Below are 16185 nucleotides of genomic sequence, written 5' to 3' on the forward strand. Positions count from 1 at the left end.
TTGACATGGGTATTTTTATATGCTAGTTATATAAACAAGAGCTGCAAGCTCATTTCATGAACTTACAGCTCCATCACTTATCATAGAATGTCTATTTACAGACTTTATTTCACAGACTCAGATAGTCCAAGAAAATGTCCGCACCCTCGACTCGTTAAACGCGACAGCATCTTTTTATTTGAAAATTATAACTCTTTGTCAAGTGTAGTGCTGTGCAAAAGTCACCTCGAAAATCGTTCCCCCAGTCTTGCCTGATTTGATACAAATACTGCCATCATGTACTCTAACGATTTCACGGACAAAAGCAAGGCCTAGTCCTACGCCACCCAGTTCCCGGCTTCTGGATTTATCCACACGGAAGAATGGCTCGAACACTCTCTCCCTAAGCTCCTTTGGTATTCCGCTTCCCGTATCTTCTACAGACAGATAAACATGCTTGTTTCTCTGATATGCGGTTACTGTAACCTGTCCGAGCGGATGATTATATTTGATGGCATTCTCAACCAGATTGTATACAAGCCTATAAATAAGGATATCACTGCCTATCATAGTGGCATCCTCACATTTTCCAATCAGCTTTATATTCTTTTCCACGGCAAGAGGCTCAAGGTCTGCCAAAACCTCTTCAACAATAGCATCCAATATAATTTTATCATCCCTTCCCACCGTCTGAAGCTCACTCATGTCAAGAAGAGTCTTTACCATCCTGTTTAATTTTTCATTTTGTTCCGTAACCATTTTTATGGTCTGCAAAGTGTCTGCATCATTTCCCGGGTGAGAGGCAGAATTATATAAATCAAGCTGTACCTGCATTAACGCTAATGGAGTACGCAGCTCATGTGCTGCATTTGCAGTAAACTGTCTCTGTATCTCAAATGCTTCCGACAGACGCTCAAGCATCTTATTATAAGAAATACCCAGCTGGTTCAGTTCCTTAACATTGTTTTCCTCTATTCTTGAATCAGACAGATTCTGAGCCTGTACCTCTTCAATTTTATCTGAAAACTCCCTGATTGGTCTGAGTGTATGCCCACTTATAAAATAAGTGACGACACCTCCCAAAAGCGCCAGCAAAACCGTGATTATCAGACTGTTTCTTTTATAGCCGGCCTTATTATTGTACACCTGAATCGAAAATTCATCCGCAAACTCATCCCACTTATCGTCCGGTATGCTGATATATATTTCATCTGATTTGTTCCCTTTTTCATCCCCCTGTGACTCTACCGCATCCTGCAGAGAATCGATGTAATGCACACCATTTTTATAGACAAACATAGTCAGGCAGCCACATATAATAGCAATACACAATGTAGTAATGCACGTAAGTCTCCACTGTAGCGACATTCTTTTCATCTGTCAGACTCCTCCCGTATTTTATAGCCTTCACCTACCTTGTTCTGAATGGGATCATATCCCAGCTTCGCCTTAAGCTTTTTTCTAAGTGAAGACATATGTACCCTGATTGCTCCGCTAAAGCTGTCTGCCGTGGCATCCCACACATGCTCTATCAGCTCCTCCTGACTCACCGGTCTGCCTATATTGATAAGTAAATATTCCAAAATACCATTCTCTTTTCTTGTTAGTGGAACCGGCTCTTCCTTTGCATATGCCTCACGTTTAATCGTATCAAACTTTATTTCTCCGCATTTAAGACATATATCATTCTGTACAAATTTCCTTCTTGTCAGGCTTCTGATACGTGCCTCAAGCTCCTGCAGATGGAATGGTTTTTCCATATAATCATTTGCTCCTGCATCCAGTCCCTCTACCTTATCAGCAATCTGACCTCTTGCAGATAATATCAAAACCTTAGTTTCATCATTGTATTTTCTAAGCTCCTTAAGAAGCTCCATGCCATCCATCCCCGGCAGATTCAAATCCAAAACTATCAGATCATAATTCTCCGACAGTATACATTCAAGAGCCTCTTTCCCATCATAACAGGTATCCACCTCATAACCGGCAGCATACAGACTCTTTGCAACCATATCACATATTTGTTTCTCATCCTCAACAATTAATAATCTCAAAATGTTCTCCTGCTTCTTAACAATAATTTTACAACCTATATTGTATAATACCAAAGTCAGCTGGTCAACAATACAACAAAAAAGGAGCAACATTATGTTGAAATACCAAAAAACATGTCAAATCATTCTGCTTATCCTTGGTGTATCCATGATAAGCTATGGTGCAGTCAGAGGTGAGGCGGCTACAGTGCTTGGTAAAGCAATAAAACTATGTCTGGAGTGTGTCGGAATTGGATAAGGAAAAGAAATTACTATCAAGAAAACTGGCAAAAATACGTGGCTGGATACAGGCCGCAGCAACGCTGCTGACCAATATTCATATTCCAAATTTATTTAAGGGTAAAATATATCAGGGCAATGCAAAAACAGTATGCGTACCCGGATTAAACTGCTACTCCTGCCCTGCCGCGACAGGAGCCTGTCCAATAGGGGCATTTCAGGCAGTTGTCGGATCATCAAAATTTAAGTTTTCATACTACATAACCGGATTTTTTATTTTACTCGGTGTAACTCTCGGTAGATTTATATGTGGTTTTTTGTGCCCATTTGGATGGTTTCAGGATTTACTTCATAAAATCCCCGGAAAGAAATTATCCACAGCCAAACTAAAGCCTCTTAGGTACCTAAAATATGTCATTCTTATTGTTTTCGTTATACTTCTTCCGATGCTTGTAACGAACTCTATAGGAATGGGAGACCCGTTCTTCTGCAAATATATCTGTCCTCAGGGTGTTTTAGAGGGTGCTATACCGTTATCTATTGGAAATGCTGCTATCCGTTCTGCGCTGGGAAAGCTTTTTTCTTTCAAGTGTATGATTTTAATTGCAGTGATTGTACTAAGTATCTTATTTTACAGACCCTTCTGTAAATGGATTTGTCCGCTTGGAGCAATCTACTCATTATTTAATAAGGTCAGCCTGCTCAAAATCACCGTTGATAGCAGCAAATGTGTCGAATGCGGTCAATGCTCAAAGGCATGTAAGATGGATGTGGATGTGTGTAAGACACCGAATCACCCCGAGTGCATACGCTGCGGTGCCTGCATAAAGGCCTGTCCGAAGGACGCCATCTGCTACCGGTTTATGGGAAAATCATGTCAAAAAAATGACAACAGATAGCTATTAAACATTTTACTATTATTTTAAAGGAGAAATTACTCATGAAAAACAAATTATTATTTATTTCTATTTTTACACTCTGCATAGCATTATCACTTACAGCATGTGGCTTAAAGCAAGCTTCCACAACAGATTCTAAGAACACTCAGACTGAAGCCGGCTCAGAAGCATCCAGCAAATCAGATTCCAGGCTTGATGATTTATATCAGCAGGAAAATCAGCTTTTTGCAGATCACGCTGATGTGTGGAACAAGGCATTTGGCATGATGAACAAAAGTGACGCCGATCCAAACGGAAATTATGCTGATTATCTTGCCGGTACCGTAGAATCAAACAAGAATTCATTCACAGACGATGAGCTTAAAACACTTAATGAGGATATTGAAACCATACGAAAAATCGAGGAACAGATAGCAGAGCTTGAAAACAAAAATACATCATCAGACGATAACAAGAAGGATAGCTCTAAAGCCTCATCTGTATTCAGTGATTTTTCCGGTGAGGATTTTGATGGCAATAAGGTTGATGACAGCCTGTTTTCCGGTAATGCAGTAACAGTCGTCAATTTATGGTTTACCGGCTGCAAACCATGTGTCGCTGAATTATCCAAGCTTAACGAATTAAATGATGCTATCAAATCAATGGGCGGAGAAGTTGTTGGCATCAACACTGAGACCTTCGATGGCAATAAAACAGCTATCAAAGAGGCTGCCTCTGTTCTTGAAAGCCAGGGTGTCAAATATCGTAATCTGTCAATTGACTCCTCTAGTGTTGCCGGTAAATATGCCTCAGAAATCATGGCCTTTCCAACAACTATACTTGTTGACAGAAATGGCAATATTGTAGGCGAACCAATGCTCGGCGGAATTGATAACAAGGACAACTATGATGCCCTTATGAAGCAGATTCAGTCTGTAATTGATGCAGACAGCACAAATAAATAGATGTCTACATATAAAAAGCTCCTGTGCATTGCACAGAGAGCTTTTTTTGAACATTACTATAATGTCAAGGAATCGCTCTTAATTGTCGTTGGGGAAAGAGTAATTATAAAGCGTTGAAATAAATCTCTTAATATAATAAAATCAAGATAAAAAAATATATAAAGGAGAGGGTGTTATGCATGTAAAGAAAATGATTGTATTCACAATGTTTATGCTTATGTCTGTGGGAATTTGTGGATACTCAAATGATACTAAACAACAGACGGTTAAGGAAGAAAAAGGCGTTGAAATAAATGCGGAAAATTTTCCTAGCGAATATGTAAGAGAATTAGTCAGCGAATCCTTTGATTCCAATAATGACAATCAATTGAGCCAAAATGAAATTGATGCAGTAACAGAATTATGGATAGATCCTGATGATACATATACTTATATGGATGGATTGGATAATAGTAATTTCAAATATTCTGTTATTGACTGTAGAGGACTGGAAATATTTAAAAATGTAGAGAAAATAAGAATCTGTGCGGAGACTGTTGAACATAACGATGAACAAATAGAAAAATATGGCTTATTAAATTTTGAAAAATTATATGAATTATATAAAGTTAAAGAATTGTTTATATCAGGAGAAAAATATAAAGCAAAATATGAATTAAATCGCTTCCCAAATTTGGAAAAAGTACAATTGAACTATATTAATAATTTAGATCAAATAAAATTTGGAGATAAAATAAAACAGATAAAATTTAATTCTGTATATACCGATAGTGTTATTGACCTTTCAAAAGTACATAGTTTAGAAAGATTTAAGGCAATAGGATTTAATTGTAATGGAATCGTGTATGGAAAAAATAAGAAGCTTAAAAATATTTCCATGCAGGAAATAGGAAAAGGAATAAAAGAGATAGATGTATCAAAGTTAAAGAATTTAAAAAGCCTTGAAGTATGTTACTCAAAATATTTAAAAAATATTAAAATTGGAAAAATTAAAAAAATACATTTATATGAATGCAAAAGAATAAAAAAATTAGATATATCTAAATGTGACAAATTTAAGAAAGTGATAGTAATAGCTACGGGAATTGATAAAGTGCGAATGAGTAAAACGCCATCAATAAATGATTTATGCTTATCGTTTAGTAAAATAGAAAAGATTGATTTAACAAATGCAAAAATTCATTCTCTTTCTTTGGAAGGAAATCCTATAAAAAACATAAATGTATCAAAGGCAAAGAAGATTGATAAGATATATGTAAAAAAATACCAAAATGTAAAAAAAGGAGATAAACAACAAATTAAAATAATAAGGAGGTAGCATATGAGAAAAAAGCATCCGGTTTTTATATGCATTACTGTAATCAGTAAATAAGTATATAAAACCGGATGCTTTTTATAGAAGAATGTAAAAGTCTTATCCAAATTTTCTTTTGATTTCAGCTATAAAATCTTTCGGGTTAAAAGATTTACTTTCGGAGTTTGCATTTCCTGCATTTCTTTTTGCTTCGTTCATTAATACGGTATGATTATCGATTGACTCATTGCTTGTAATTATGGAACGGTATGTGCCGTCACTACGCATAATACGGGCTTTTGTGTTATCAGCCTGTTGAACTTCAATAAAATGCATTATTTTTTCTTTTACAGTTTTATCTTTAATAGGACATCCTACTTCTACACGTTTATCCATATTTCTTGTCATAAAATCGGCTGATGAAATATACATAATTTCATCATTTCCGGAGCCAAATAAATATATTCGGGAGTGTTCTAAGTATCTTCCAACAATACTCTTTATAAAGATATTATCAGTTTTTCCTTCAACCTGAGGAAGAATGCAGCAAATACCACGAACAATCATCTGAATATTAACACCGGCAAGAGAAGCCTCAGCTAATTTATTAATAAGAGTCAGGTCAGATATTGAATTGAATTTAAGAAAAATACGTCCTTTTGTTCCTTTAGCAATTTCTCTATCAATAAGTTTAATAATTTCTGACTTCATTGAATTAGGGGCAACAAGTAAGGTGGAATAGTTTCCTTCAAGATTCCCAATTGCCATGTTTTTGAAAAATTCATTTGCGTCAGTTCCTATTTCCATGTCAGAGGTCATAAGTGAAAAATCAGTATATTGTTTTGATGTCTTTTCGTTGTAATTTCCGGTGCCTATCTGGGTAATATAGGAAATTTTCCCACGCTCTCTTCTTGTAATAAGGCAAACCTTTGAATGAACCTTATAACCTTCAAATCCATAAATTATACGGCAGCCTGCCTGTTCTAAACGTTGTGACCAGTCAATGTTATTTTGCTCATCAAATCTGGCTCGTAATTCTATAAGTACAGTTACATCTTTATCATTTTCTGCAGCTGCACATAAATAGTCTACAATTTTGGCATTTTTTGCAAGGCGGTATATTGATATCTTTATTGAAATAACGGAGCTGTCATACGCAGCCTCTTTAAGTAATTTCAAAAACGGATTCATACTTTCATATGGATAGGAAAGTAATAAATCTTTTTTCTGCAGTTGTTTTATTATGCTTTCATTTAATCGGATATCATTACTTGGTTGTGGCTCAAATGGTGGATATACTAATTCACTTTTCACACTACCTGATATTTTGTCTTCTAAACCAAATGCGTAGGACATTGTTAAAGGTGAAGAAGTAATGAAGACCTGAACTTTGGTCAATTCCAATTTTTCACATAAAAAGCGAAGAAAATTACCACTGATTTTATTCTTTAATTCAAGCCTTACCGGAGCAAGTCTTTTTCTTGAATTTAACAATTGTTGCATTGCATCACGGAAATCTTCATCTACATCAAATGCTTCATCTCCTGACGCAATATCAGCATTTCTTGTTACTGAAAATACAGTACTTTCTATAATTTTATATGAACTGAATATTGTATCAGCAAAATAAGAAACCACATCGCTTGTAAAAACATACCTTACATCTGCACCGGGCAGGAAAATTACTTCCGGAAGGGCAGTTGGAATTGGAATTATACCAAATAGTTCATTTCCCTTTTTTTCATCCGCATTAGTTAATGTAGCACCCACATATATATTTTTATTAACTAAAAATGGAAATGGATGGTGTGGGTCGATTATTTGAGGTGAAAGTATAGGATTAATCTGTGTCAAAAAATAGTTCTTAAGATATTTTAATTCCTTTTTCTCAATTTCATTCATTCTCAGACCGTGAACACCATAGGTTTTTAACTGCTCAGTAACATTTTCATAAATTTCATCTCTGAAATTAATTAATGGTTTTACAGCACGAAAAATGGCTTCAAGCTGTTCAGCGGGAGTCATTCCTGTTTTATTATCTTTATGATTGCTCTTAATCAGACTCAAATCATGAAGAGTACCAACACGAATCATAAAAAATTCATCAAGATTACTTGTAAAGATTGATATAAATTTAAGACGTTCTAATAAAGGTACTGTTTCGTCTGTAGCCTCGGATAAAACACGTTGGTCAAATCTAAGCCATGACAATTCTCTGTTTTGTGTATAATTTTGTAATTTCTCTTTCATTCAAATCTCCTTAATTAATGGTTATCTTATGGTTTTGGGACTGCTGCAGGTGGTAGGCTCGTAAGCATTTTTTGCAAATTGATACACAGCCCACACGTAAAAGTGTAATTACTTACAAATTTTTACTTTCTAGTATATTTAGAAGATAGCCTTCGCGTACACCATATGGGCTAACGGTAAAATTAGTGCATCCATAATGTTTTGCAACTGAATTGATTATTGCAATTCCGGGAATTATAGTGTGGATACGTCCGGGAGTTGCCTTAATGATTGCGGATACCAATTTAGACTTGTCTTTCTTTGCCAATTTCAAAATTTTATTTAAACGTTTGCATTCAAAGCCTGTATATCCTGAATTCTCATTAAAAAGTTCATCGCTTAATTTACAACAGGCACGTGCAGAACCACCTACTCCGAATAAAACAGTCGAGTTAATGGTTTCAGACGAAAGAGGTAGTGTATTAAGTATTTCACTTACATGATTATTGATATTTTTGATTTCTGATTTAGTAGGAATAATATCTTCAACGTAATTTGTGTACATATTTAATGAACCAACAGGTATTGAACATGTAGACAATAATGTGCCGTTTTCAAAATAAACAAGTTCAGTACTTCCTCCACCTACATCAACTAATAAGCCGTTTCCGGATGAAATGCTTTTCATTGTACCATAGTAGTCGTACAAAGCTTCTTCTTTGCCGGAAATGATTTCAATATCAAAACTACAATGTTTTTTTATTTCAGCTAAAACTTCTTCTGAGTTACTGATATTTCGTAATGAAGCGGTTGCAAATGCGTGAACTTCTTTTACATCCACACTTTCCAAAATGGTTTCAAATTTGCTTAAAGCTTCAATGGCTTTTAAAATACCTTTTTTCGAAAGCATATTGTTATTGTCAATATAACCGGCAAGCCCGGCAGGAATTTTAGAATTAAGCATTTGTTGAATCTCATTGTCTATTACTTTATATAAAACCATTCGTATTGTATTTGAACCAATATCTATAATTGCGTACATATAAACCTCCAAAAAATCTGATTTAATTAAAAAGAAATTGCAAATTAATTAGCAAAATTTATGTAATTAATAGGAGAACATTAGTTTAAATATTTTATTGATAGTATTTACATATATAAGAAATTATAAACAGTCAAAGTAAAATCTAAATATGACCAATGTATATTGTGCATAAAATTAATAAGTAACATAAATCATAGGCGAAAGTGAATAAAAATATTTTTGTTTAGAGAAATTATTTAGTAAAATCCAATAAAAAATTACGCGAAAAATTCAATAAAAAACAAAATTGAAAACAACAAAATACAATAAATGCCAAAAATAGAAAAGAAATTAAAAAATAATGTTACCATAATAAAATTTGAACCCTTTTTTTTAGTAAAATAAAAAGGTAAAAATAGTATATAAGAAAAAGTACTTATCGCGATTGAGAAGCGATATCACAAAAAAATAAAAATATTTTTAGGAGGGTTTTATGAGAACATTGAACCGTTTTGCACCAGGATTCAAAAGAATTATGGTTGCAGTCTTAGCTATTGCTATGCTCGTATCTTCAGTTTCATTTTCAAAAGGTACAAATGCAAAAGCAGCAGCATCAACTATTGGAAGCGCAGAAGACTATTCTGTAACAGCAACGGACGTATCAGACAGTCTTTGCAGAATCACATTTACACCAACAAATCCGGCAGCTTATGTAATTATTCATTACAAAGTTAACGATGGAGAGCAGGTTAATGTTGGAATGAACGCTAAGGGTTCATGTTTCGAATACGATATCAACAATGTTAAAAAAGGTGATAAAATCGATTGCTCATTTACATATAACAAAGGTGGACTTCAGTATGATTCATCAATGATGACATACACAACAGGATCAGCTCCTGTAACAGATACAAGTATTGAAGCACCATTTGGTTTAGTAGTTGCAAGTCCTGCAAATGGAGAAATCAGTGTAGTATGGGGAAGAGGAAACGTTGACTCATATAATGTTTACATTGACAATGCATTAGTAGGAAGCAAGTTGGGATGTGGATATTATGTTTATAAAGGATATGCAGCAGGCACTCATACAGTAAAAGTTACTACAGTAAGTGGTAATAAAGAATCAGCAGCTGCAACAGCTAGCGTAAATGTTACAGGTTCTGTTGCCCCAACAACAAAGGCACCTGAAACAACAACAAAAGCGCCACAGACAACAAAGGCACCTGAAACTACAACAAAGGCGCCACAGACAACAAAGGCACCTACATCAAATATTGAAGCACCATTTGGATTAGTAGTAGGAAATCCTGAAGCAGGAAAAATCAGTGTAGTATGGGGAAGAGGAAATATTGACTCATACAATGTTTACATTGATGGTAAGAGAGTAGCATCAGCTGTAGGTTGCGGATATTATGTATATGAAGGATATGCAGCAGGAAGTCATACAGTAGCAATTACTACAACAAAGAACGGAAATGAATCAGCACAGACTACAATGACAGTAAATGTTGCACAGTCAGCAGTTGCCCCAACAACAAAAGCGCCAGAAACAACAAAGGTACCACAGACAACAAAAGCACCAGAAACAACAAAGGTACCACAGACAACAGAAGCAATTGGGGTTGACTCAAGTCTTCCTGCACCATTTGGTTTGGTTGCTTCATCACCTGTAAATAATCAGATTACAGTAGTATGGGGATATGGAACAATTAACTCATACAATGTATATGTAGATGATACAAGAGTTGCAAAGAAAGTAGGATGTGGCTCATACAAGTTTAAAAATATTGTAGCAGGAACACACACAGTTTCAGTTGCTACATATAAAGATGGAAAAGAATCAGCAAAAGTAAGCGTAACAGTAACAGTTAACGGTTTAACTGAAATTGTTACAACAGCACCGGCTGAAAAACCAACATACAGTGAAGCAATTCCTGAAACAAGAGCAGACTTAAAAGCAAACGAAGACAGAATGTATTTCCAGATGAACAATAAGACAAAAGGTCAGTATTCAGATGATCAGGTTTATTGGTGCATACTTGGAAAGAATCCAAAAACACATGAATTATGTTATGTTGATACAAATGGAAATTTAATCCCTGTAAGCTTATCAATGAATACAGTTAAAAAGGGAGACAGAATGTGTGCAAATATCTGCAACACATTAGCTCAGAAAGATTATGTTTATATGCCTGACATTGAATCAGGAAGAATGTACTTAAGCTATGGTTCACCTGTTTATGTTACAATTAACCAGGGTGCAGATGGAAATATGGGATTTGCAGGACCTGACCTTAACAATGCATCAGACCCTAATGCAGATGTATTATTTGAATTTATTGAATTTACAATTACAAACAAAGAATACTGGGGCAACACATCAAGAGTAGATTTCTATAGCTTCCCAATGGCTACAAGATTAATTGGTGAAGGCGGATGGAACAACTTCCCTGGTGATGCAGATGTTTACGATAAGACAGTAGGTGATTTAGGAACAAGAGCAGAAATGTTTGCAGCATTTAAAAATGAAGTACCTGCAGCATTCCAGACATTACTTACAGACAAGAGAATTATGGCACCATGTAAACTTACATTCAACGAAGGAAAGCAGTATTCAAATTATTTTGATAACTATATCAATAAATTCTGGTCAAAATATTCTACACAGGATTTAGTATTCTCATGTGATGCCGGAACATTCAGAGGACGTGTACATGGAGATACAATGGTATTTACAAAAGACGGTGTTGGTGGAACATACACAATTTACAAGCCAACAACTCAGGATGTATTAGAAGGAAAAGGCAACATGGCAAGAGGTAACTCAACAGAATTAGTTATCGAAGCACAGCTTTGCGCAGCATTTAACAGAGGTGTTGCAACAGAACCTGAAAATTATGATAATGAAAGTGCTTACTATAAGAATAGCAATTCAAACTTCTATTCAGGATTCTTCCACAATCATTCATTTGACAGACTTGCATATGGCTTCTGCTATGATGATGTAAATGACCACAGCACATTATTACATTACACAAATCCAACAGGATTAATCATTGATCTTAAGTGGTAAGAAATTAATAAACTGTAAACGGAAATAGAAATAAAAGACGTTGTTCTTACAATGAAAATTGTAAGGATGACGTCTTTTTTTAAAATTAATTATAGTAAAAATAGCTTGAGATATACCTCAGGCTCTTTTTTGTGTTATAATAACATATACTATGTGCATTTGTTAAATACTTATGGATAAAACCTGAATAATGAAATGGAGATAGATATTATGAAAAAGGACTGGAAGAGAGAATATTTTTCAATCCCAAATTTAATGGGATATTTTAGACTGATTTTAATACCGGTATATTTAATGGTATATATTCACGCAGATGGAATGAAAGATTATGCAATATCAGCAGGAATTTTATTATTGTCAGCGCTCACAGATTTCTTTGATGGAAAAGTGGCAAGAAGATTTGACATGATAACTGATTGGGGAAAAATTCTTGATCCTATAGCAGATAAACTTACTCAGGGAATTGTTGTTATAAGTTTGATTTTCAGATACAGATTTATGGCGATTGTGTTGGTTATATTTATAGTCCAGCAATTGGGACAGGGAATTTTAGGACTTATATATATTAAAAAAAGCGGAAAAGTTGAGGGTGCGAAAATGTTTGGAAAAGTAAGCACAGCATTTCTTGACTTTATGGTATTAGTTTTAGTTATATGGATAGATATACCGAAAAATGTTGCATTGGCAATGATGACAGTGTCAGTATTTTTAATGACAAATTCATTGCTTAGATATTTTGATTATTATTACAAAGAGATAAGGAAATAAAATGAATGAAGTTCATTTTCTAAAGATATTTCCGATGACCAGCCAACAATTAAATGGCTAGGCAATAACACATTTTTTATAGGAGATTAACATATGAATTTTGCTCATTTACATGTGCATACAGAGTTTAGTTTGTTAGACGGCTCGAGTAAAATTAAAGAAATTACGGCAAGGGCAAAGGAACTTGGAATGAATAGCCTTGCGATTACTGACCATGGTGTTATGTATGGGGCGATAGACTTTTATCGCGCTGCAAATGCCAATGGAATTAAGCCGATTATCGGATGTGAGGTTTATGTTGCACCGGGTTCAAGATTTACTAAAGAAGCAGGGGAGAGCGAAGACCGTTACTATCATTTGGTTTTGCTTGCCGAAAATAATAAAGGATATAGTAATTTGTCAAAAATCGTATCAAAAGGATTTGTCGATGGATTTTATTATAAACCACGAGTAGATTATGAGGTATTGCAGGAATTTCATGAAGGAATAATATGCCTAAGTGCCTGCCTTGCAGGTGAAGTACAAAGGTATCTTGCAAGAGGAATGTATGAAGAGGGTAAGAAGGCAGCTCTTAAATATCGGGATATTTTTGGAGAAGATAACTACTTTCTTGAAATGCAGGACCATGGAATACCTGAACAGCGTATGGTTAATCAACAACTTATGCGTATGAGTCAGGAGACAGGCATTGAATTAGTTTGCACAAATGACGTACATTATACTTATGATACTGACGTAGAGGCACATGACATCTTATTGTGTATCCAGACAGGTAAAAAGCAGTCAGATGAAAATCGTATGAGATACGAAGGGGGACAATACTATTTAAAAAGTCCCGAAGAGATGGCTGAGTTATTTAAATTTGCGCCTGAAGCATTAGAAAATACGCAGAAGATTGCAGACAGATGTAATGTTACATTTGAATTTGGTGTTACAAAACTTCCTAATTATGAAGTGCCTGAAGGTTACACTCCGGCAACATATTTGAGAGAATTGTGCAATAATGGATTGCAGAAGAGATATGTCGATACAAAGCTTGATTATGATTGCCCGATGTCTTTAGGACAATTGAAAGAACGCTTAGATTACGAACTTAGCACAATTGAAACCATGGGATACGTGGAATACTTCCTTATCGTATGGGATTTTATAAATTATGCAAAGACAAATGGAATTGCAGTAGGTCCGGGACGAGGTTCGGCAGCAGGAAGTATAGTTTCGTATTGCCTTGAAATTACGGATATTGACCCTATTAGATATAACTTACTTTTTGAAAGATTTTTAAATCCTGAGCGTGTGTCCATGCCCGATATTGATATTGATTTTTGTATCGAAAGAAGGCAGGAAGTTATTGATTATGTAGGAAGAAAATATGGCAAAGACCATGTCGCTCAGATTGTTACATTTGGAACTTTAAAAGCCAGAGGTGTGCTTAGGGATGTAGGTAGGGTACTTGATATGCCATATGCACAGGTGGATGCAATTGCAAAGACAATTCCTAAGGAATTGAACATTACTCTTGATGGAGCTTTGAAGGAAAGTAAAGAGTTTAAGGATTTATATGAGAGTGATGAACAGATTAAATATCTTGTTGATATGTCACGAAGACTTGAAGGGCTTCCACGTCATGCTTCAATGCATGCGGCAGGTGTAGTAATTTGTGCAAAACCTGTTGAAGAGTATGTTCCGCTTTCAAGAGCAAGTGACGGTTCAATTACAACCCAGTATATAATGACAACATTAGAAGAATTGGGACTTTTAAAAATGGACTTTTTAGGATTAAGAAACTTAACTGTAATTCAGAATGCGGTTAGATTTGTTGAAAAAGACCATAATATAAAATTGGATATGCATAGCATAGATTATGATGATAAAAAAGTATTGGCTTCTATAGGAACAGGAAATACAGAAGGAATTTTCCAGTTGGAAAGTGGCGGTATGAAAGGGTTCATGAAGGAATTAAAACCTCAGAATCTTGAAGATATAATAGCCGGAATATCACTATATCGTCCGGGTCCTATGGATTTCATTCCTAAATATCTTGAGGGAAAAAATAATCCGGAAGCAATTACTTACGACTGCCCGCAACTTGAGCATATATTAGAGCCAACTTACGGCTGTATTGTATATCAGGAACAGGTTATGCAGATAGTTAGGGATTTGGCAGGATATACATTAGGACGAAGCGACTTGGTTAGAAGAGCCATGTCAAAGAAAAAAGATTACGTTATGCAGCAGGAAAGACAGAACTTTGTTTATGGAAATAAAGAAGAAAATGTACCGGGCTGCATAGCAAATGGAATAGATGAAAAGACTGCAAATAAAATTTATGATGATATGATTGATTTCGCCAAATATGCTTTCAACAAGTCTCATGCGGCGGCATATGCAGTTGTTGCCTATCAGACAGCATATTTGAAATACTATTATCCGGCAGAATTTATGGCAGCTATGCTTACATCTGTCATGGATAATGCAGAAAAAGTATCTGAATATATTTATTCATGCCGCTCAATGGGAATAAAAATACTTCCTCCGGATATAAATGAAGGAGAAAGCGGATTTTCTGTATCTGAAAATTGCATACGATATGGTTTGACTGCAATTAAAAGTGTAGGAAAAAATATTATTGATGCGATTGTAATGGAAAGAAATGCAGCAGGAAAATATAAATCATTAGAAGATTTTATCTCAAGAACAAGTCCGCTTGGAGTTAATAAGAGAGCTGTTGAAAACTTTATTAAGGCAGGGGCTTTGGATTCGCTTGGAGCGACAAGAAAACAAATGATGATGGTTTATGTTCAAATCATGGATTCAGAGGCACAGGAAAGAAAAAACACCATGGCAGGTCAAATGAGTTTATTTGATTTTGTAAGCGAAGAAGATAAAGCAGATTTTGAAATTAAAATGCCTGATGTTGGTGAGTATTCAAGTGACCAGATGCTTGAATTTGAAAAAGAAGTTTTAGGAATCTATGTTAGTGGACATCCTTTACAGAAAGAAGAAGCAAGATGGCGTAAGCATATTACAAATATTTCCACTGATTTTGCTGAAGTAGGAGAAGATGAGGAAAATACAAAAGTCGAAGACAAGGCAAGAGTAACAATAGGTGGAATAATTACCGGAATTACAAAAAAATATACAAGACAGGGGCAGCCTATGGCATTCTTAACATTAGAAGATTTGTTAGGTTCTGTTGAAGTAATTGTATTTCCAAGACAATATGAAAAATATAAAACACTGATTGCTGAGGATAATCAGATATTTGTTAACGGACAGGCAAGCTTAGAAGAAAATGCAGCAGGTAAAGTTATTGCAAATGATATAAAAGCATTTGATGAATATGGTACAAGTCTTTGGATTGCATTTGCAGATAAAGATGATTATACAAATAAGGAAGCAGAGCTGTTTGAATTACTTTCTGAAAATAAGGGAAAAGATAAGGTTATAATATATCTTGTGAAGGAAAAACAGAGTAAAATGTTGCCTGCTATGTATAGAGTAGATTCAAATGATACATTAGTTGAAAAATTAAAGGCTATGTATGGAGAAAAATTTGTAACAAAAGTATTAGAGTAGTATTTGTAACAAAGATATTAGAGTAACATTTGCAATAAAGATATTGTAGTAACAGTTGCAACAAAATTGTAAAGCAGCAATTGTAACAAAGATATTAGAATAATTGATAAATAATAAAATTAT

Annotated in this window: 11 protein-coding genes; 7 read left to right on the plus strand and 4 right to left on the minus strand. The window is 34.9% G+C overall.

Annotated features, from left to right (window positions below; all coding sequences use genetic code 11):
• Positions 1 to 198 precede the first annotated feature (198 nt).
• Positions 199 to 1356: a sensor histidine kinase gene (locus N5B56_RS02635; RefSeq protein ID WP_260978329.1), complete on the minus strand. Its 1158-nt coding sequence runs from the start codon at positions 1354 to 1356 to the stop codon at positions 199 to 201.
• Positions 1353 to 2033, minus strand: coding sequence for a response regulator transcription factor (locus N5B56_RS02640; protein WP_022024520.1), 681 nt, complete (start codon positions 2031 to 2033; stop codon positions 1353 to 1355). The genes N5B56_RS02635 and N5B56_RS02640 overlap by 4 nt, the downstream gene beginning before the upstream one ends.
• Before the next feature lie 94 nt (positions 2034 to 2127).
• Here N5B56_RS02640 and N5B56_RS02645 point away from each other — a divergent pair, with 94 nt between their 5' ends.
• The 4 genes from N5B56_RS02645 (at position 2128) to N5B56_RS02660 (ending at position 5413) form a co-directional block, all read left to right on the plus strand.
• On the plus strand, positions 2128 to 2271 hold the full coding sequence (locus N5B56_RS02645; RefSeq protein ID WP_009263530.1) for a CD1871A family CXXC motif-containing protein: 144 nt from the start codon (positions 2128 to 2130) through the stop codon (positions 2269 to 2271).
• Entirely contained in the window at positions 2264 to 3151 is an 888-nt protein-coding gene (locus N5B56_RS02650; RefSeq protein ID WP_260978330.1) for a 4Fe-4S binding protein, read from the plus strand. Before N5B56_RS02645 ends, N5B56_RS02650 begins: the two co-directional genes overlap by 8 nt.
• A 41-nt stretch (positions 3152 to 3192) precedes the next feature.
• Positions 3193 to 4095 (plus strand): TlpA disulfide reductase family protein, encoded by a 903-nt coding sequence (locus tag N5B56_RS02655; protein WP_260978331.1) that lies wholly within the window; start codon positions 3193 to 3195, stop codon positions 4093 to 4095.
• A 175-nt stretch (positions 4096 to 4270) separates the two neighbouring features.
• Entirely contained in the window at positions 4271 to 5413 is a 1143-nt protein-coding gene (locus N5B56_RS02660) for a hypothetical protein (RefSeq protein WP_260978332.1), read from the plus strand.
• 96 nt (positions 5414 to 5509) lie between these two features.
• On the opposite strand, the gene ppk1 is transcribed toward N5B56_RS02660, so the two are convergent.
• Together ppk1 and N5B56_RS02670 are read right to left on the minus strand one after the other, a co-directional pair.
• The gene (ppk1, locus tag N5B56_RS02665; protein ID WP_260978333.1) at positions 5510 to 7639 is read right to left on the minus strand and encodes a polyphosphate kinase 1; all 2130 of its coding nucleotides are present in this window, start codon (positions 7637 to 7639) and stop codon (positions 5510 to 5512) included.
• Positions 7640 to 7751: 112 nt separating this feature from the next.
• Positions 7752 to 8660: a Ppx/GppA phosphatase family protein gene (locus N5B56_RS02670; RefSeq protein ID WP_118564962.1), complete on the minus strand. Its 909-nt coding sequence runs from the start codon at positions 8658 to 8660 to the stop codon at positions 7752 to 7754.
• Between the two features lie 475 nt (positions 8661 to 9135).
• Here N5B56_RS02670 and N5B56_RS02675 point away from each other — a divergent pair, with 475 nt between their 5' ends.
• The 3 genes from N5B56_RS02675 to N5B56_RS02685 all read left to right on the plus strand — a co-directional run bounded on the left by N5B56_RS02675 (position 9136) and on the right by N5B56_RS02685 (position 16062).
• The gene (locus tag N5B56_RS02675) at positions 9136 to 11715 is read left to right on the plus strand and encodes a beta-1,3-glucanase family protein (RefSeq protein ID WP_260978334.1); all 2580 of its coding nucleotides are present in this window, start codon (positions 9136 to 9138) and stop codon (positions 11713 to 11715) included.
• Between the two features lie 210 nt (positions 11716 to 11925).
• Positions 11926 to 12483 (plus strand): CDP-alcohol phosphatidyltransferase family protein, encoded by a 558-nt coding sequence (locus N5B56_RS02680; protein ID WP_178515793.1) that lies wholly within the window; start codon positions 11926 to 11928, stop codon positions 12481 to 12483.
• Positions 12484 to 12576: 93 nt separating this feature from the next.
• Positions 12577 to 16062, plus strand: coding sequence for a DNA polymerase III subunit alpha (locus N5B56_RS02685; protein WP_260978335.1), 3486 nt, complete (start codon positions 12577 to 12579; stop codon positions 16060 to 16062).
• Positions 16063 to 16185 lie beyond the last annotated feature (123 nt).

This window comes from Eubacterium album, from assembly GCF_025336545.1.
Lineage (GTDB): Bacteria > Bacillota > Clostridia > Lachnospirales > Lachnospiraceae > Eubacterium_U > Eubacterium_U album.

Excerpts from the sequence above, each read along its gene's own strand:
- N5B56_RS02635 (WP_260978329.1), bottom strand. The coding sequence starts at position 1,356 with ATGAAAAGAATGTCGCTACAGTGGAGACTTACGTGCATTACTACATTG.
- N5B56_RS02645 (WP_009263530.1), top strand. The coding sequence starts at position 2,128 with ATGTTGAAATACCAAAAAACATGTCAAATCATTCTGCTTATCCTTGGT.
- N5B56_RS02655 (WP_260978331.1), top strand. The coding sequence starts at position 3,193 with ATGAAAAACAAATTATTATTTATTTCTATTTTTACACTCTGCATAGCA.
- N5B56_RS02660 (WP_260978332.1), top strand. The coding sequence starts at position 4,271 with ATGCATGTAAAGAAAATGATTGTATTCACAATGTTTATGCTTATGTCT.
- ppk1 (WP_260978333.1), bottom strand. The coding sequence starts at position 7,639 with ATGAAAGAGAAATTACAAAATTATACACAAAACAGAGAATTGTCATGG.
- N5B56_RS02670 (WP_118564962.1), bottom strand. The coding sequence starts at position 8,660 with ATGTACGCAATTATAGATATTGGTTCAAATACAATACGAATGGTTTTA.
- N5B56_RS02675 (WP_260978334.1), top strand. The coding sequence starts at position 9,136 with ATGAGAACATTGAACCGTTTTGCACCAGGATTCAAAAGAATTATGGTT.
- N5B56_RS02680 (WP_178515793.1), top strand. The coding sequence starts at position 11,926 with ATGAAAAAGGACTGGAAGAGAGAATATTTTTCAATCCCAAATTTAATG.
- N5B56_RS02685 (WP_260978335.1), top strand. The coding sequence starts at position 12,577 with ATGAATTTTGCTCATTTACATGTGCATACAGAGTTTAGTTTGTTAGAC.